This is a genomic window from Mycobacterium sp. (assembly GCF_049647605.1).
In the GTDB taxonomy this organism is placed as follows: Bacteria; Actinomycetota; Actinomycetes; order Mycobacteriales; family Mycobacteriaceae; genus Mycobacterium.
The window spans coordinates 35338-53464 of sequence record NZ_JBARXZ010000161.1 but is presented as its reverse complement, the minus strand read 5'-3'; the positions used below and the strand labels follow the sequence as shown (position 1 = coordinate 53464).

At 63.7% G+C, this 18127-nt stretch carries 17 protein-coding genes and 1 pseudogene; 9 read left to right on the top strand and 9 right to left on the bottom strand.

Annotated features, from left to right (window positions below; all coding sequences use genetic code 11):
* Nucleotides 1-25: 25 nt before the first annotated feature.
* Nucleotides 26-1606 (bottom strand): PfaD family polyunsaturated fatty acid/polyketide biosynthesis protein, encoded by a 1581-nt coding sequence (locus tag WBB07_RS21055; protein WP_526310305.1) that lies wholly within the window; start codon nt 1604-1606, stop codon nt 26-28.
* Nucleotides 1607-1981: 375 nt separating this feature from the next.
* On the bottom strand, nt 1982-2341 hold the full coding sequence (locus tag WBB07_RS21050) for a hemophore-related protein (protein ID WP_526310304.1): 360 nt from the start codon (nt 2339-2341) through the stop codon (nt 1982-1984).
* A gap of 337 nt (nt 2342-2678) precedes the next feature.
* Between WBB07_RS21050 and WBB07_RS21045 the strand changes: the two genes are divergently transcribed.
* The 4 genes from WBB07_RS21045 to WBB07_RS21030 all read left to right on the top strand — a co-directional run bounded on the left by WBB07_RS21045 (nt 2679) and on the right by WBB07_RS21030 (nt 8006).
* Nucleotides 2679-4502, top strand: a complete 1824-nt coding sequence (locus WBB07_RS21045; protein ID WP_526310303.1) for a hypothetical protein — start codon at nt 2679-2681, stop codon at nt 4500-4502.
* Between the two features lie 174 nt (nt 4503-4676).
* Nucleotides 4677-5546: a glucose-1-phosphate thymidylyltransferase RfbA gene (gene rfbA / locus WBB07_RS21040; RefSeq protein WP_526310302.1), complete on the top strand. Its 870-nt coding sequence runs from the start codon at nt 4677-4679 to the stop codon at nt 5544-5546.
* On the top strand, nt 5546-6544 hold the full coding sequence (rfbB, locus tag WBB07_RS21035; RefSeq protein ID WP_526310301.1) for a dTDP-glucose 4,6-dehydratase: 999 nt from the start codon (nt 5546-5548) through the stop codon (nt 6542-6544). The genes rfbA and rfbB overlap by 1 nt, the downstream gene beginning before the upstream one ends.
* 19 nt (nt 6545-6563) lie before the next feature.
* Complete coding sequence (locus WBB07_RS21030) at nt 6564-8006, top strand: sugar nucleotide-binding protein (protein WP_526310300.1); 1443 nt, start codon at nt 6564-6566, stop codon at nt 8004-8006.
* A 16-nt stretch (nt 8007-8022) separates the two neighbouring features.
* Here WBB07_RS21030 and WBB07_RS21025 read toward each other — a convergent pair whose 3' ends face one another.
* The gene (locus WBB07_RS21025; RefSeq protein WP_526310299.1) at nt 8023-9039 is read right to left on the bottom strand and encodes an ABC transporter substrate-binding protein; all 1017 of its coding nucleotides are present in this window, start codon (nt 9037-9039) and stop codon (nt 8023-8025) included.
* On the bottom strand, nt 9036-9815 hold the full coding sequence (locus WBB07_RS21020) for a class I SAM-dependent methyltransferase (protein WP_526310298.1): 780 nt from the start codon (nt 9813-9815) through the stop codon (nt 9036-9038). Before WBB07_RS21020 ends, WBB07_RS21025 begins: the two co-directional genes overlap by 4 nt.
* 226 nt (nt 9816-10041) lie before the next feature.
* Here WBB07_RS21020 and WBB07_RS21015 point away from each other — a divergent pair, with 226 nt between their 5' ends.
* A complete protein-coding gene (locus WBB07_RS21015) occupies nt 10042-10479 on the top strand; it encodes a DUF6319 family protein (protein WP_526310297.1) in 438 nt (145 codons plus the stop codon).
* A gap of 91 nt (nt 10480-10570) precedes the next feature.
* On the opposite strand, the gene WBB07_RS21010 is transcribed toward WBB07_RS21015, so the two are convergent.
* Nucleotides 10571-11431, bottom strand: coding sequence for a class I SAM-dependent methyltransferase (locus tag WBB07_RS21010; RefSeq protein ID WP_526310296.1), 861 nt, complete (start codon nt 11429-11431; stop codon nt 10571-10573).
* A 59-nt stretch (nt 11432-11490) separates the two neighbouring features.
* Here WBB07_RS21010 and WBB07_RS21005 point away from each other — a divergent pair, with 59 nt between their 5' ends.
* From WBB07_RS21005 to WBB07_RS20995, 3 genes and pseudogenes are all read left to right on the top strand, one after another.
* The gene (locus WBB07_RS21005) at nt 11491-11883 is read left to right on the top strand and encodes a dihydroxyacetone kinase subunit DhaK (RefSeq protein ID WP_526310295.1); all 393 of its coding nucleotides are present in this window, start codon (nt 11491-11493) and stop codon (nt 11881-11883) included.
* Complete coding sequence (locus WBB07_RS21000; RefSeq protein WP_526310294.1) at nt 11883-12107, top strand: dihydroxyacetone kinase subunit DhaK; 225 nt, start codon at nt 11883-11885, stop codon at nt 12105-12107. The genes WBB07_RS21005 and WBB07_RS21000 overlap by 1 nt, the downstream gene beginning before the upstream one ends.
* Nucleotides 12108-12166: 59 nt before the next feature.
* Nucleotides 12167-12298, top strand: a pseudogene (locus WBB07_RS20995) (6-phosphofructokinase); the annotation flags it as partial.
* A 38-nt stretch (nt 12299-12336) separates the two neighbouring features.
* Here the strand turns inward: WBB07_RS20995 and WBB07_RS20990 are convergent.
* The 4 genes from WBB07_RS20990 to WBB07_RS20975 all read right to left on the bottom strand — a co-directional run bounded on the left by WBB07_RS20990 (nt 12337) and on the right by WBB07_RS20975 (nt 16373).
* Nucleotides 12337-13260, bottom strand: a complete 924-nt coding sequence (locus WBB07_RS20990) for a hydroxymethylglutaryl-CoA lyase (RefSeq protein ID WP_526310293.1) — start codon at nt 13258-13260, stop codon at nt 12337-12339.
* 2 nt (nt 13261-13262) lie between these two features.
* Nucleotides 13263-14474 (bottom strand): CaiB/BaiF CoA transferase family protein, encoded by a 1212-nt coding sequence (locus WBB07_RS20985; protein WP_526310292.1) that lies wholly within the window; start codon nt 14472-14474, stop codon nt 13263-13265.
* Between the two features lie 79 nt (nt 14475-14553).
* Nucleotides 14554-15777 (bottom strand): 3,4-dihydroxy-2-butanone-4-phosphate synthase, encoded by a 1224-nt coding sequence (gene ribB, locus WBB07_RS20980; RefSeq protein WP_526310291.1) that lies wholly within the window; start codon nt 15775-15777, stop codon nt 14554-14556.
* Between the two features lie 86 nt (nt 15778-15863).
* Nucleotides 15864-16373: a flavin reductase family protein gene (locus WBB07_RS20975; RefSeq protein WP_526310290.1), complete on the bottom strand. Its 510-nt coding sequence runs from the start codon at nt 16371-16373 to the stop codon at nt 15864-15866.
* 241 nt (nt 16374-16614) lie between these two features.
* On the opposite strand from WBB07_RS20975, the gene WBB07_RS20970 reads away from it, so the two are divergent.
* Nucleotides 16615-18126, top strand: a complete 1512-nt coding sequence (locus WBB07_RS20970; protein WP_526310289.1) for an aldehyde dehydrogenase — start codon at nt 16615-16617, stop codon at nt 18124-18126.
* Nucleotide 18127 lies beyond the last annotated feature (1 nt).

Below are 18127 nucleotides of genomic sequence, written 5' to 3'. Positions count from 1 at the left end.
CTGATCCGACGGGATGTGGACGAAGTCATCCGAGGGGACGTGGACAAAAATCGAAGGCGGCGGCCGGCATCGCGACACCGGCAGCACGTAGCTGTCCGGCACGCGTCACGGTGGCGGCTCCTTCGAGGAGATTCAGTGCGATCTGGCGAACCGTGCGCCCCTGAACCGGCTCGAGGAAACTTCCCCGCACCCATTCGTTGAAGGCGCCCATTGCCGGGCCGCACCAGATTTGGTAGTCGGCGCGCCGGGCGACATGGCCTTCGCGCGCCCACTGCGCGCCGTTGAACAGATACCAGCGGAACACCAGTGCCATGCGATGGCGCGGATCCGCACCCGCGCGCGCCACCTGCCGAGGGTCGTTCTCGGAGAAGTACGACTCGGTGTCGGCCCAGATATCTTGCACGCTTCGGCCGAGGACGGTTGTCTCGAGGTTCGTCAACTCGTCTGCTGGGGCTTCTTCGAAAGAGGAATAGCGGCGGTAGAAGTCGGATAGTCGCTGGCCGCGTTGGGCGAACATGGTGCCGCGCTTGAGCACCTGCACGGTCACCCCCATCTCGAACATATCGGCGGCCGGTGCCATTGCCACATCGGTCGATTCGGCCACGGCAAGCAGATTTCGGCCGTCCTCGGACAGACCGCTTTCCACCGCCGACTGATTGATCGAGCCGGTCAGCACATACGATGCGCCCGCCGCGAAGGCGGCAGCCACGGCGGCGGGCGTACCGAGCCCTCCTGCCGCGCCGACCCGCGGCCGCACCGCATAACCGTAGGTGGCGGCCATCGCGTCGCGCAGGCCGATGAGACGCGGAAGCAGCACAGTCAACGCGCGATTGTCGGTGTGACCGCCCGAATCCGCCTCGGCGGTAATGTCTTCCGCAATGGGGATCTCGCCGGCCAAGGCGGCTTCCTCTGCGGTGAGTCGCCCCTCGACAACCAGTGCGCGCAGCATTGCTTCTGGCGCGGGCGACAGGAACTGCCGCGCAACCTCGTCACGCGACACCTTGGCGAAGATACGCCCGGACCGGATGATCTGCCCGTCGGCGCTGCGGCGCAACCCTTTTGCAGCGTAAAACACGACCGCGGGCGTCAAGCGCATGAAAGCAGACGCCGAAACACAGCGCACACCGAGGCGGTGAAAGAGATCAACCGTCGCCAGTTCCAGGTCGTCGTCTTGGACATTGTGAATCAGGTTGGCGCCCCACCCGCCGGTGTCGCGACCAAGGGCACCCTGGATCTCCCGAACTCCGGCTTCAACCGCACCGAGGTCGAGTCCAGCACTGCCGAAGAACCCCATCACACCAGCTCGCACAGCCTCGATCGTCATCCTTGCGGTGGCGATTCCGCGGGCCATCTCGCCGATCACATACGGAAATCGCACCCCGTGAGCGGCGGTGAAGTCCCGGTCCCCCAGCCATTCGGGGTAGATCGGTGGCAGAACCGCCAGCAAGCCCTGGCCGAGGATCTCCGGGGTGAGCCGTCCCGACCCGTCGAGAGGGACGGGACGGGGTCCATACGGCGATTCCACAACCGCTATCGGTCGGCGTATCGCCGCTATCGCCGCACCGACGTCGGAAGGATCGAGCAATCCCGCCGGGCCGGCGTTCACACAATGAGACTGAGTCTGAGCACCCCGCACGGTGTGGGACTTTAAACCGTTTAATTGACGGCGGGGACGGTTTCGTGCGACTCGACCCAAACGAGCAACGAAAGCGACCACTCCCCCGACGTGATCATCGAGGAACGACACCGGCCGAATTCGCTGTCAGCAAACATCGCGAGACCCTTGAGGCCGATCAAGACGGGGGTCGATATCCGCAGTTCAGAGCCATTAAATGCAAACGAAAACGATGATGGACGATAGCTGTTGGCTACACCGATCCAGCCGAGCACGGCGGTTCGACGCGGAACCGGAGGCGTTACGGATGTATGCGTGACTGTGACGCGCCCGGGTCGTCCCCAGGCCCCGCCGGAGGGCCCGCCGTCAGTAGGCCGCGCAGGAGTTGGCCACCTGTGCGACCTGCGGGCCGATCGCCGCGGCGAGGATCTCCTGAAGCTGCGAATTGGCGGCTTGCACCTGAGTGATCTGCTGCCGGCGCTGCTCCACCGGCATCGCCAAGAACTCCCGCAAATTGGCCTGCATGTCGGGCCGCAGTCTCAGCTGGGCGGCGAGGGCCGGTGTCTCTGCATTCATCGCATCCGTCACCTGTGTGTAACTACAGGTTGTGGTGGCCAACGCGTCCAAGATCGGGTCGGCCGATGCCGGACCTGCGAAGGTCGGACAACCCACCGCGATCAAACCCCCGGCCACAACAACGCCTCGTAGCCACCGTGCAGAAATCATGAACGCACCTTTCCTCGGTCGAGATCTCCGTTGAGAATGGATCCAGCCGGGTCGCGTCATCGTGCGCTCACGAAAAGAATGCAATAACGTTCGGAGTTAAGGCGTTTCAACACTCGTCGTCAGACATGCAGCCACACACTGTTTTAGGGCGACCCGAAACCTGATTGCACCACATTGTGCGGTAGGTTGCACTCCACTTCACTTACTGGCTGTACCGCTGTAGCCCCCGCCGCACCGCAATAACCTTGCAGTGGCGTGAGTTTCTGCCGCAAAACGGTCAGTGGTGCAAGGCCATTGGCGTAGCATGCGCGTTCGGAATCACCTGCGAGGAACAAGGATGTCGATGAATCCGGTTCGGGGTAAAGGAAGTGCGTTAGCCGCCGCGTTGGTCTCCGGCGCGCTCGTGGCGGGGACCCTCCATGGAGCCCCGGTCGCCAACGCCTCATGTATATCGATCTTCGGGCTCGGAAACGGCAACGGCTGCACCAGCAACCTGACAAGTTTCGCGATCGGGATCGGCGAAGGGGCACAAGCGAATGCCGCCACTGGCCTCTTCAGTGGCGCATTTGCGATCGGCCCCAATGCCAGTGCCACCGCCGCGGCCAGCGCCTTCACCCTCGCTGCGGCGGCCGGCGTCGACGCGGTGGCATCGGCGCTTTCTTCGGTGTTCGGGTTCCTCGGTCAACTCGGGCCGGGTACCGCCTCGGCGATGGGTGGCGCCAACCTCGTCATCGGTATCTCGGACGGCAGCGGACCACAAGCCACCAGCGTCATCGGCGGCGGCAACACGATCATTCAACTAGGGCCGGGAACCAGCGCCGCCTTCGGCGGACTCAATCTGGTCATCGGTTTCGCGAACGGCAGCGGTTCACCAGCCACTGAGGCCACCGGGGCCACCGGTGTGGGCAACTTGGTCCTGCAACTGGGTCCGGGCATGAGTTCAGCGATCGGGCTTCTCAATCTCGCCCTCGGCTTGGCACCCGGGGGCAGCGGGACGCAATCCACCACCGCCGGACTCCTCGGCACCCTCGCCCTCAATCTCTTCGGCGACGGTCAGGTGCTGGCGCAGGGATTCATCGGAAGCGCGCTCAACTTCGTCGGCAACAGCACCGTGGAAATGGCAGGGATCCTCGCCACCGCCGTAAACGCATTCGGCAGCAACAATTTTGTGCGGGCAGATGCCGGCGCGGCGCTGCTGGCCGCGGCCTTCAACCTCTTCGGCAACAACAACTCCGTGACTGCCGGTCCCGGTGCCCTTGCGCTGGCGCTGTCGATCTTCCAGAACGGTGCGAACGTGGCCCATGCCGGCCTGGGCCACGCGATCCAGGTCATGCTGTCGCCGCTCAGCAGCGCAACAAATGCAGCTTCGCAGTCCCTCGGCGCCGCGATGTCCAAGATGTCATCCGGGGACCTCATCGCAGCACTCACTGCGCTGGCTGTCATGCCCGGCGCAGTCGTGGACGCCTTTCTCTTCGGCCACGACCCCGATGGACCCGGTGGCCCAGCCAATCCGTGGGCCGGCCTGCTGTCGGTGAAGGACCCGGATTGTGTGGGCGAATGCCATGACGGGGGGCCCCTCTTCCAACTCGTCACCGGAATCCAGACTGCTATCGCCAATGCGGTCGCCGTCATCACCGACGCCACTTCGGCGCAGCCAGGCAGCCTTGCCGACGCCGGCGGGTACCCGGAGGACGACGCCGCCACCTCAGCGTCGATCTCGCCGGCCTCGATCGATCCGGGCCACACCACGGTGATACCGGCTCTCGACTCCGCGAACTCTCCCGACGACGGCGCCGTCCCCGAGACCGCGGCGGCTGCTGATGTCCTCGCCGGCAACAACGGCTCCACCCCGGAAACGAGTACCGTCACCGAAACCGGCGACATCACCGGCACTTCCGGCTCGGTTGCCGAAGAGACCGACACCGACGCCTCGGAGACCGGGCTCTCCACCGTTGACGACACCGGTTCCGACGACACAAAAGCTGACGACACGAAAGCTACCAGCACTGAGGCTGCCGAAACGGAGGCTGTCGAAACGAAGGTCAACCGAGCCACCAAGGCCGGTGTCCGGGAGAAATCCGAGGGCAGTGCCTCCGGTCCAGCCGCCAGGGAGCGCACCCGATCCGAGGCTCGCCCGTCCCGTAGTGACCGCCAGCAGTAGGTACGGCAGGTCGCTGCCGCAACTCTCCAGGAAGTTCTTGGTCCTCAAGAAGTGAAGCCTCCGGACATCCCGAATGGTGCCAGCCACATGATCAAGCGAAGTCCGCAGAATCTCGGCGGGAACCGACAGCCGAAGGGCCGGTCCGGACGAACTGGTCCATGCCACGATGGTGCCGTGAAGGGAATCATCCTGGCCGGAGGCTCGGGTACTCGCCTCCACCCGATCACGCTCGGAGTGTCCAAACAGTTGATCCCTGTCTACGACAAGCCGATGGTTTACTACCCCTTGTCGACACTCATGCTGGCAGGCATCCGTGACATCCTGGTCATCACCACGCCGCACGATGCCGACAGTTTCGAGCGGCTCCTGGGCGACGGATCGCAGTTCGGCGTATCGATCACGTTCGCCCAACAGCCTTCCCCGGACGGGCTGGCTCAAGCTTTCACCATCGGCTCGGAATTCATCGGGTCCGACAAAGTAGCGCTGGTACTCGGCGACAACCTGCTGTACGGCCCGGGTCTGGGCACCCAGCTCAAATGCTTCACTGATGTCGACGGCGGCACCATCTTCGCCTACTGGGTGGCCGAGCCCTCCGCATATGGCGTGGTGGAATTCGACGCCGGCGGAACCGTGGTCTCGCTGGAGGAGAAGCCGAAACAACCGAAGAGCAATTACGCAGTACCGGGGCTGTACTTCTACGACAACGACGTGGTGGCGATTGCCCGCGATCTCACCCCGAGCGCACGCGGGGAGTACGAGATCACCGACGTCAATCGCGCCTACCTACAGCAGGGCCGGCTGCAGGTGCAGGTGCTGCCACGCGGGACTGCCTGGCTGGACACCGGCACCTTCGACCAGATGAGTGACGCCGCGGACTTTGTTCGCACGATGGAGCGACGCACCGGATTGAAAATCGGGGTCCCCGAGGAAATCGCTTGGCGGCAGGGATTTCTCACCGATGACGAGCTGTGCGATCGGGCCACGAGGCTGGTCAAGTCGGGATACGGGAACTATCTGCTCGGTCTGCTCGAAGTAGGCCCCTAGTGGCGCAACTGTTGGTCACTGGCGGTGCCGGCTTCATCGGCTCCAACTTCGTACATCACGTCATCGGGCACACCGATCATCACGTCACGGTGCTGGACAAACTCACCTATGCCGGCAATCGGGTATCGCTCAGCGGCCTGCCCGAACGACGGCTGACCTTCGTTCACGGTGACGTCGCCGACGCCGATCTGGTCGACGGGCTGGTGGCCGCCGCCGATGCGGTCGTGCACTATGCGGCGGAATCGCACAATGACAATTCCCTCGATCACCCGGAGCCTTTCCTGCACACGAATGTGATCGGGACGTTCACGCTCCTGGAGGCGGCCCGTCGGCACGGCACCAGATTCCACCATGTGTCGACCGATGAGGTCTACGGAGACCTGGCACTCGACGATCCGGCCAGTTTCACCGAATCCAGTCCGTACAAGCCGACATCGCCGTACTCCTCGACAAAAGCCGGCAGCGATCTTTTGGTGCGTGCCTGGACCCGTTCTTTCGGTGTCGCGGCGACCATTTCGAATTGCTCCAACAACTACGGCCCTTTCCAGCACGTCGAGAAGTTCATTCCGCGCCAGATCACCAACGTCCTGCGCGGCACCCGCCCCAAGGTGTACGGCGAGGGCCACCACGTGCGCGACTGGATCCACGCCGATGACCATTCGTCAGCGGTGCTGCTGATCCTGGAAAAAGGGCGGATCGGTGAGACCTACCTGATCGGCGCCCATGGCGAACGGGACAACAAAACGGTCGTCGAGCTGATCCTGACCATGATGGGACAAGACGCCGACGCCTACGACCGCGTCGCGGACCGCACCGGGCACGACCTCCGCTACTCCATCGACCCGACGAAACTACGCAGTGAACTAGGGTGGATGCCGCACTATCACGATTTCGAGCACGGCCTCGGGGCGACCATCGAGTGGTACCGCACCAACGAGGCCTGGTGGGCGCCCGCCAAAGACGCCACCGAAGCGTTTTACTCCCGAATCGGGCAATGACTACAGTGGCGGAGCAGCTTTGACAGAGTACGGCAAGGTCCTGAGCGCCACCGAAACCCCAATTCCGGGACTCACGGTGTGGGAGCTGCCGGTGCACGGCGACAACCGCGGGTGGTTCAAGGAGAACTGGCAACGCGCGAAGATGGTTGCCGCCGGGCTTCCGGACTTCGGCCCCGTGCAGAACAACATCTCGTTCAACGATGCGGTGGGCACAACGCGGGGCATCCATGCCGAGCCCTGGGACAAGTTCGTCTCGGTGGCGACCGGACGAATCTTTGGAGCATGGATCGACCTGCGCGCCGGTCCGACGTTCGGAACCGTGTTCACAACCGAACTCGATCCGTCACGCGCAGTCTTTGTGCCTCGCGGAGTGGGGAATTCATTCCAGACGTTGGAACCGAATACCGCTTATGCCTACCTGGTCAACGATCACTATTCGCCGGAGGTCGATTACCCGTCGGTGAATCCTGCCGACCAGACCGTGGGTATCAGCTGGCCGATACCGTTGGAGCACGCCCAGCTTTCCGCGAAGGATCGCGCCCAGCCGGGCCTGGCCGACGTCACCCCCGTCGCACCGCGACGAACGTTGGTCCTCGGCGCTTCCGGTCAGTTGGGTCGGGCGTTGCGCACCGTGTATGCCGACGCACCACACGTCGAGTTCGCCGAGCGTGCCGACCTCGATCTCACCTCCGGCACCCTGGGTTCCGCACGCGCTTGGCGGGACTACGACACGATCATCAACGCTGCGGCGTTCACCGCTGTTGATGCTGCCGAGAGCGAAGAAGGTCGCCTCGCGGCGTGGGCCGCCAACGTGACCGGCGTCGCCGAACTGGCGCGTGTCGCCACCGCGCACGGTATGACGGTCGTGCACATTTCCAGCGACTACGTCTTCGACGGTGTCACGACACGGCCATACCGCGAGGACGACGCAGTGGCCCCGCTCGGTGTCTACGGACAGACAAAGGCTGCCGGCGATCAGGTCGTGGCCATGGTGCCACGCCACTACATCCTGCGCACTTCGTGGGTGATCGGCGACGGACGAAATTTTGTGCGCACCATGCTGTCTCTGGCCGATCGAGGCGTCGATCCATCGGTGGTCAACGATCAGTTCGGACGTTTGACATTCACCTCGGAACTGGCGCAAGCCATCCGGCACCTCACCGAGACGGCTGCGCCGTACGGCACCTACAACGTGACCGGCTCCGGGTCGGTGACCTCATGGGCTGACGTAGCCCAACGCGCGTTCTCCCTGGCCGGCCACAATCCGGCTCGAGTGCGCGGCGTACCCGCCGCAGAGTACTTCGGCGAGGCCGCGGCCCCGGTGGCGCCACGTCCGGCAAACAGTGTTCTGGACCTGGCAAAAATCGAGGCCACCGGGTTCCGCTGCGTCGATTCCGACACGAGCCTTGCCGATTACGTTCGGGGGGAAACCCGCCGGATGCACGAGGCCGCCGGCCGATAGCAAAACGGCCCTGGAGTCAGCCAACCCCCATGTCGCGCAATGCCGAGGACAGGGTTTCGACGGCATCGACATTGCGCAGCGACGGATCCAGCGCTGTTCCCGAGAGGATCACGTAGCGCTTTTCGCGCACGGCCGTCAGCTGTTTTGCCAGCGGATCATTTTCCAGGAATTGAATTTTGGCAGCTGCGCTGTCGCCGTCGTCGCCTCGGGTCAAATCGGCCAGCACCAGAACATCAGGGTCGCGATCCAAGATCGCCTCCCAGGAGGTTTCCGGCCACAGCTGACGGCTATCGGCAAACGCATTTTGTGCGCCAACGCTTTCCGTGATCAACCCCGGCGCCCCACAACAACCCGCGATGTACGGTGTGCGCGTGTTCGAGTACCAGTACATCAGGGTGGCGTCGGAGGCATTCAACCCGCCCGTTGCGCCGGCCACTCGCTCCTTCAACGAATCCACCAGGGCCTCACCGGTTTCCTCGATCCCGAATACCCGTGAGATGTCGGTAATCTCGGCGTACATGTCGTCGAACGTCAACGCCTTCTCCTGAACCGCATCCTGGCCGGTGCACTCGCTCGACGACTGATAGGTCGGTATTCCGAGTTTCGCGAAGCGGTCCCGCGGTGCTATTCCCTCACCGGAAAAGGTGTAAGCGAACGTGGCGTAGATGAAGTCGGGTTCCTGCTCCAGAACAGTCTCCAACGACGGGAAGTCGGCACTCAACTCGGGCACTTGGGCGTTGGCAGCCGCCAGTTCAGGTGCCACCGGATCGTTCCACGAGGCAGTGCCCACCATCCGGTCGGCCAGCCCCAACGTCAGCAGCAACTCGGTGGCCGGCTGATTTACCGAGATGGCCCGCGTCGGGGCGGCCGGCACCTCGACGGTCATCCCACAATTCTGGAGCGACACCGGAAAACCATCGGTGCCGCGAACCTCGGTGGTGATCGCGGCGTCGCCGGTGGCAGAGTCCGCTCCGCATCCGGCGACCACTGTCGCCGCGAGTGCCATGGCTGCGGCAGCCAGCGCGGTCTTCACTTGACCCCGAAAGCCACGTAGTCGTCCAGCAACTGCCAGACCGTGCCGACTTCGGAAAACCCCGCTTGCGCCAATGCGGCCAGGTGGAAGTCGACCGCCGTACTCGGTGGCGACTCGCGGTGCAGAAACCGTTCGGCACGCAGCGCCGCCAGGGCTTCACCGCCGGGCCGCGCCGACGCCGCGGCCCACCACTGGTCCCAGGTCAGAGCACCCGCCGCGTGGCTGCGAGCCTGAGTAGCGTCATCATGCGCGGCGGCAAGCTTTTTCAGCATCGGTGAGCGGCTGTCGAATCGGAAGTGGTCTCCGTTCAACAGGATTCCCCCCTTGGGCAACATCGCGGCGGCCGCGCGGTACACGCCGATCAGGTCCTCGGGCCGAAGCCAGTGCAGCGCTGTGGTGGACACGAACGCCGACACCGACGCGCCATCGAGAATCTCGGCCACAACTTCAGCCCAGCTCGTGTCGGCCAGGTCGGCCTCGACCGTGGTCACCCGGTCCCCGTACGCGGTGGTGAGTGTCCGCTTCGCAAGATCGAGCAGCAGCGGATCGAAATCGACAGCCAATACCCGCGCCTGCGGAATATCCTGCAGGACACGGGCGCTCAACGATCCGGGTCCGCACGCAAGATCGACCACCACCGGCGCCTCACCGCAGGACAGCCTCACCACCTCGACCATGATGCGGAACCGGGATTCACGGTCGGCGATGTACGCCGCTTGCTGGTCATCCCAGGCCGTCACCAACTCGGCCGGGTCGAGCTCGCCGGTCAGGCTCACCACTGCCCCACTCTCCTTCGAAAGGTCTGTCGCAACCAAATTGCCACGACCCTACTTCGGGAGGCGTGCGCCATCACATGCGGTCCCCCGCCCGGTCCTCGCGCACATCGCACCGCCGTACACCAACCGGGGGGTGAGATTGGGCCAGATGGTCGAACATGTGTTCTAATGGCTGGCATCCGGCCCGGACACCACGGGCGATGTTCAGAAGGAGTTCGCCGCACCGATGACTGTAACCACTCTGCCAGAAGCGCCGTCCGCCCCCACCGACACTCCGGACGTCTCAACCCTTCCCGACGAAAACATCTCGTCTGAGAGCGTGGTGTTTCCCGGCGCCGATGCTCCGGCCGAGGAACAGCCCAAGAAGGCTCCGGCCAAGAAGACTTCCGGCAGGAAGACCAAGACCCTCGAGCTCACCCTCACGGTGACCGGTACCGCCGATGGCGATTGGCGCGCCGATCTGAAGCAGGGCTCGAGCTATCTGGCCCGCAACATCGCGGTTGCAGCAGCAGCCGTCTCGCGGGCGGCCAAGGAACTGCACGAGGACCTTTCCACGCCGATCGACGAGATCATCGGCGAGGCCCGCTCTCAGCAGGCCGCCAGAGTCGCCGCCCTCGAGAGCGAATTGGAAGCGGCCCGCAGGGTTCTCGCCGACCTGGACTGAGCTGTGCCGCGGCGGCTACCGGTCACCGACCCAAGGCATGCGGACAAATCCAGATCCGCGACACGCATTGCGCAGCAATACCTTCGGTCGGTCAGACGATTTTTGTAGCTCGGAGGGTGTAGCTCAAGGGTGCGACGCCTGATCTATTGGTCAGCTCCCATTCGCCGTTGGGTCGTCGAGTCATTTGACCGGGGAGCGCTTCCCACGGAACGCTGTCATGCTCAACCATTGCGTCAAGACGCAGACCGTTGACCAGCAACGCGGTGACGATTTCGCCGAGCGAGTGGTTCCACTCATAGGTTTTGGTTGCGGTCAGCGTTCCCGGGGTCTCTACGTAGGTTTGGTCGTCATCCCATTCGAGAGGTGCCGAATGCTCGAAGTACGGAAAACGCAGGTGTAGATCATCATCGAGAGACTCGTCCATCGCCCAGAGGATGGGGTGCCCCTCCCGAATGAACAGCGACCCGCCAGGAGCCAGGAGTCCGGCTACCACCATTGCCCACTCTTCGATGCTGGGTAACCAGCACAGTGCGCCGATGCCGGTGTACACGAGATCGAAACCGCCAGGCCCCAGAGCCTCGACCGCTTGCCGCACGTCTGCGTGAACAAAGTTGACGTTCTGCCCAGCGTCTGAGGCAATACGTCGCGCTTCCTCGAGAGACTGCTCGGAAAAGTCGAGGCCGGTGACCTCAGCACCAAGTCGGGCAAGGGAGATGGTGTCGGTACCGATGTGGCACTGCAGATGCACCGCACGCATGCCTGTGATGTCTCCAAGTAGCGGCAGATCAAATCTGACGACTTCTGACAGTGCGCCGGGGTCGTTGATGAGCGTCTGAACACCATAGCCGGAGCCGTCCCGCGCGGCGTGTAGAACAGCTCGCTGGTCCCAGTTCGCCCGATTGTGAGCAAAGAAATCCACGCCCTGTTCTGCCACCGCATCGGCCTGAGTCACGGGGTGAGCCTACCGGGGCGCTCAAGCGGGTCGACGACATCGCGACAACGGCCGCCGGAGTGCTCCTGCTGGTCAACAACTACACCGGCGACAGAATGGCCTTCGAGATGGCCCAGGAAGTGGCCACCGACGAGGGCATCGAGGCGCAACTGCTGTTCATCAACGACGATGTCGCCGTCGAGGATTCGACCTACACGGTCGGGCGCCGTGGCGTCGCGGGCAACTTCTTTGTCATCAAGGCCGTCGGCGCTGCCGCCGAGCAAGGCCTCAGCCTCGATGCCGTCCGCGCCATCGGCGAGCGAGTCAACGCCAACACCCGCTCACTCGGAGTCGCACTCACAGCCTGCTCACCTCCGGCCAAGGGCGCCCCGCTGTTCGAGCTGGCTGACGACGAGATCGAATTCGGAGTCGCGCCGACAAGCCCTTCGAATCCGGGGCGCAGGTTGCGCTGATGATCAACGGTCTCGGTGCCACCCCGATCAGCGAGCTCTACATCTTGTACGGCCATGCCCACGACCGGCTGCTGAGCAAGGGAATTCAGGTGCGACGGTCCTATGTGGGTAACTACTGCACCTCCCTGGACATGGCGAGTGCTTCTGTGACCGTGCTCGAACTCGACGATGAGATCTCGGCGCTGTTGGATGCGCCCGCATCCACCGCGCTGCGGATCTTCTGACCGGAGACCCCAACTCATGCGACTGGGCATACTGAACAGCGCTGGCGACCTTGGGGTAGATCCAACGAGGCGCAGTACCGACAGCATTCGACCGGGTTCTCGCCACCCGGATGGGCATGGCCGAAGCCGTGGCGGAGCTCAAGACGTTGCCCATCAGCCGCTGGGATGAAGCCCCGACATTGTTTGGCTGACACGCGGCGGGCAGCCCGGACTGCCAGGAGTTTCGCCCCTACAAGCTCGGCACCAGCGACGTTCTGAGCTCAGCCGGTGCGGTCCCCACTGCGGCGAGCGACGAGTGAAGGGGATGCCCGACAATGCCGCGCAGCAGATCCCTGGCGGCGGTGAGTCGCTCGGTGTCGATTCCGGTCTGGATTCCTTCACGGTGTAGCAGATGCACCAGGTCGTCGGCGGCGATGTTGCCGGCGGCACCCGGTGCGAAGGGACACCCTCCCAGACCACCCAGGGCTGCATCGAATCGTCGTACGCCCAGTTCCAATGCCTCCCAGACGCTTGCCGAAGCCATCCCGTAGGTGTTGTGCAGGTGCAGCCCCAACTCCGTTTCGGGAAAGGACTTCTGGACTGCGCTGACGGTGCGGCGGATGTCCCCAGGAGTGGCCGCGCCGATGGTGTCCGCGAGATGCAGCACGCCGATACCGCAGTCGATGAATCTCTGGGCGACGGTCAGAACTCGTTCGATGGGGGTGTCTCCGTCAAAAGGGCAGACGAACGCGGTGGCGATTGTCGCTTCGGTCGAAACCTGCTGATCGGCCAACCAATTCGCCGCCTCTTCGATACGATCCATCGCCTCGAGCGTGGTTGCACCGGCATTTGCAAGGCTGTGTCCATCGCTGGCGGAGACCACAAACCGGACGTGGGTGGTTCCGCAGGAAACGGCCCGGTGGGCGCCACGCAGGTTGAACACCAGGGCGTGTAGGGCAGCCGACGAGCCGTCGAGCCCGCGCATCACGTCTTCGGAGTCGGCCATGGTGGGCACCTTGGCAGGGTTGACGAACGCGCCCACCTCCAGATTTGTGAATCCTGCATCGATGAGCGCGCTCCCGAGACGAAGTTTGTCGGCCGTGGGAACCGTCACGGGTTCGATCTGCAACCCGTCACGCAGCGAGACTTCCGTGATGATCGCCGTGCTGTCCATCGTCAGATCACTCCTTCTGCGCGCAGATCACTGAGCTCGTTCGGCCCGATGCCGACTTCGGCGAGAACTTCCTCGGTGTGCTCACCGAGCTCGGGGCCGAGCCAGCGGGTCTGGCCCGGTTCGTTGGCCAAAGTCGGGACAATCCCCGGAAACTGCACCGGTTGCTGTTGCGCTTCGCCGATATCGACCGGGTGCGTTTGGAGCATGTTGCGGTGCTGGAAATGCGGATCGGCAAGGATGTCGGCGGCCTCGAAGATCGGACCGCTGGGCACCCCGGCGTCTTCGAGGATCTCGAGGACTCTGTCGTTGCCGAGCGTCAGAGTCCATGCGGCGATGGCCGTTTCGATGTCTTCCTGGCGCTCGACTCGTCCGGAGTTGTCGCCCAATGCCGGGTCCTCGGCAAGGTCGGCCCGGCCCACCGCGTGCATGAGCCGCTTGTAGATGGCGTCGCCGTTGCCGCTGATGACAACGTACTTACCGTCGGCGCACTCGAAGGTGTTGGACGGGACAATTCCGGGCAACCCGGATCCCGCCGGGATCCTCTGGATTCCGAAGGCATCGTGATCGGGAATCAGCGATTCCATCAGCGAGTAGACCGCCTCGTAGAGCGCCACGTCAACGACCTCACCACCGGATTTGGTGGTGCGGCGCAACAGCCCCATCAGCGCCCCGATGACGGCGTACAGTCCAGAAACGGTGTCAGCCAGACTGATTCCGACCCGAACTGGAGGACGGTCGGGATATCCGACGATATGACGTAGTCCCCCGACGGCTTCGGCTACCCCACCGAAACCGGGACGATCTCGGTACGGCCCGGTCTGGCCGTACCCGGAGATTCGCACGAGCACCGCTTCCGGATTGGCAGCGTGGATGGCCTCAGGGCCCAGGCCCATGCGTTCGAGGGTGCCTGGACGGAAGTTCTCCAGAATGACGTCGGATTTTGCGATCAGTGCGAGAGCGATGTTGCGTCCTCGCTCGCTCTTCATGTCGAGGGTGATGCTGCGCTTGTTTCGTCCGAGGGTTCGAAACAACAGGCTGGTGGTTCCTCCATGGAGTCGCCAGGTGCGCAATTCATCACCGGTTCCGGGTCGCTCGACCTTGATGACGTCGGCGCCGAAGTCGGCGAGAAGTCGTCCAGCGGTGGGTGCGGCAATGAAGTTGCCCAGTTCCAGCACTCGGAAACCGGTCAACGGTCCGTGCGAGATGTTGTCCATACCGTCCTTCAGCATTTCGGTGTCATGTGTGCGGTTCAGGTGCGGCGGGCGCTACGCCAATCGCTGGTCACGGGGCCAGCTACTGGGCCGCCGGCAGATCGAGGGCATGGCCCATCCGGTCACGTTTGGTTCGCAGGTAGGTGATGTTGTCGTCGGTCACGGCCGTCGGTGACGGGATCCGTTCGGTGACGAGGACACCGCCGCCGGCGATGGCCTCGATTTTCTGCGGGTTGTTGGTGATCAGACGGACGCGAAGGATTCCCAGATCACGAAGTATGGCAGCCGAATCGGTGTAGTCGCGGCAGTCGACGGGCAGTCCGAGAACGGTGTTGGCGTCAACGGTGTCGTGCCCGCCGTCCTGCAAGATGTAGGCGGCCAGCTTGTGTCCGAGTCCTATCCCCCGGCCTTCGTGGCCGCGCAAGTAGATCACCAGACCTGCACCTTCGGCGGCGATCTGTCCGAGTGCGGCGTCGAGTTGACTGCCGCAGTCGCAGCGCTGAGAACCAAAGACGTCGCCGGTCAGGCATTCGCTGTGCACCCGGACCAATACCCCGACGGATGTGGTGGACGCGGCACGCACGTCGCCGTAGGACAGCACGAGGTGTTCGGCGCCGCCATCCCCGATGTGGGTCTGCGCGCTGAACAAGCCGTGCCGGGTGGGTATCGATGCACTGGCCCCCAGCACGGAGGCGGCCTGCGTGCGTAGCCGATGTGTAACGAGGTCAGCGACGGTGATCATCGGAATACCGTGCATGGCAGCAAAATCGGTGAGCGTCGTGCCGGACATCGGAACACCGTCGTCGTCGACCAGTTCGGTGATCACAGCCACCTCGCGGCATCCGGCCAGCCGTATCAAGTCCAGCGACGCTTCGGTGTGCCCGTCCCGGACCAGGACGCCGCCGTTACGCGCCCGTAGCGGGAAGACATGTCCGGGCCGACGCAGATCGGCAGGTCGAGTCGTCGGACGGGCCAGCGCCCTGATGGTGGCGGCCCGGTCTGCGGCAGAAATTCCGGTGCCCACCTCGACAGCATCGACTGTCACAGTGAATGCGGTTTGATGGTTGTCTGTGTTGGCGGACACCATCGGGGTGAGGTCGAGTTCATCGGCGATGGCCTCACTCATGGGTGTGCACACGATCCCGCTGCCATGGCGCAGCAGAAATACCATGTCGGCCGCCGTGGTGAACTCGGCGGCCATCACGAGGTCACCTTCATTCTCACGATCTTCGTTGTCAGCGACCAGAACCATCCCGCCGCGGGCGATACGGCGGACCGCCTCACCAAGTGCGTTGAACTCGTGCATGATTGGACCTCCGTCAAGGAATGGGGTAGATCGTCGGCGACGTTCGCTCAGCTGAAACGACGCTCACGTTCGGCGAATCGCAGATGTCATCGACTCGTGGTGCCGTGGTGGTGTGGCCGAGCCAAGTGGTAGCCGCCCCGGTAGTACAGCAGCGGGCTCCTGTCTGGCGTGCCGTGCAGTTCCAGTACCCGGGCGGCGACCACAGTGTGATCGCCCCCGTCGTACTCGGCCCAGAGGTCGCATTCCGCCCACGCCACCACACCGTCGAGGATCGGTGCACCGTGCGGCCCAGCTTCCCAGCGCACCCCGGCGAATTTGTCGGCACCGGAACGGGCGAAGCCGTTACTGATGGTGTGGTGGTCGTCGGCCAGGACGTTGACGGCGAAGGTCCCGATGTCTCGGATCTTCGGCCACGTCGTGGATGTCCTTGCTGGGCTGAAGGATACAAGCGGCGGGTCCAGTGACAACGAGCTGAAGGACTGGCAGGTGAAGCCGACAGGGCCGTGTTCGGTCTGCGCGGAGATGACAGTGATACCCGAGCAGAAGGAGCCGAGCACTTCCCGCATGCGATCGGCGGTGATCATCGAGAGTTCCATCGTCTATCCCCTGCAGCCTCGGTGGTGGTCGTCTTCGCCGAACCATAGGCACCTTGTGACTGGTGTCACTATCCGCCCAGTGCCGCCACTATCCGCCCAGTGAACTCACTTCGCCGGTGCGCACCGGGTCTGCACGCAACGGATAGTCACGCGCACTCTGTGGCTATCGACCCACCCGGCACGCTGCCTAGGGTCTGGAAAGGGTGATATGCACCACAGGAATTTTTCGAGGAAGTGAGCCATGACATCTACCCAGCTCGGATCCCCGCCGCAGGCGGAGCGGGATCTGGAACAGTTCAAGATGTACGTCGGGGGTGAATTCGTCGACGCCCGGTCAGGAAAGACGTTCGAGTCCGAGAACCCTTATCTGGGCCAGGCCTGGGCATCGATACCGGATGGTTCCACCGAGGATGTCGACTTGGCAGTGGCCAGTGCGCGGTCAGCCCTTGACGGCGAATGGGGTGCCACGAACGGGTTCGAGCGTGCACGGCTGCTGCGCAGACTTGGCGACCTCATCGGCGAGAACGCCGAACGTCTTGCTCGACTGGAGGTTTCCGACTCCGGCAAGTTGTACCGAGAGATGATCGGCCAACTGCAGTACCTACCGCAGTGGTACTACTACTACGCAGGTCTGGCCGACAAGCTCGAAGGTAGGGCCATTCCGTCGGATAAACCCAACTACTTCGTCTACACCCAGCGCCATCCCGTCGGCGTGGTCGCGGCCATCACGCCGTGGAACTCTCCGTTGCTGTTGATGACCTTCAAGCTTGCGGTGGGGTTGGCCGCGGGTTGCACATTTGTCATCAAGCCGTCCGAACATGCGCCGGCTTCCACCTTGGCGTTCGCCGAAATGATCGACAAAGCAGGGTTCCCCGCCGGCACAGTCAATATTGTCACCGGGTCCAGCCGCGGTATCGGGGAGCATCTGGCCAGCCACACCGGTGTCGACAAGGTTGCGTTCACCGGTTCCACGAACACCGGACGTGCGGTGGCTCAAGCGGCCGCGGCCAATCTCAACAGAGTCACCCTCGAGCTGGGCGGCAAGTCACCGCAAATCGTCTTTCCCGATGCTGATCTGGAAGCTGCCGCAAATGGTTTGGTCGCGGGGGTTTTTGCCGCCACCGGCCAGACCTGTATGGCGGGCTCCCGGTTGATAGTCCACGAAAGCGTCCACGACGAACTGATCGAACTGGTCGCGAAACGGGCCAGTGCGATCAAGCTCGGCGACCCCAACGATGCTGCCACCGAGATGGGTCCGGTCGCCAACCGCCCGCAGTACGACAAGGTGTTGGGCTACCTGCGCACGGCGATCGACGAAGGTGCCACCGTGGCCAGCGGCGGCCGCGCCAGCGTCGAACACGGCGGGCTGTTCATCGAACCGACCGTTTTCACCGATGTCACCCCCGACTCGACCATCGTTCGGGAAGAGGTGTTCGGTCCGGTTCTGGCCGCCTACAAGTTCTCCACCGAGGAACAGGCCCTGAAACTGGCAAACGACACCCAGTTCGGGTTGGCCGGTTCGGTGTGGACCAAAGACGTCCACCGTGCCCACCGCGTCGCCGCCAAGCTGCGGGCCGGCACAGTCTGGGTCAATGCCTACCGGGTACTTGCTCCCAACGTGCCCTTCGGCGGGTTCGGTGACAGCGGCCTCGGTCGCGAGAACGGGCTCGACGCCATCAACGAGTACACCGAGAACAAGTCCGTGTGGGTCGAACTCACCGGCGCTACCCGCGATCCGTTCAAGCTCGGCTGAC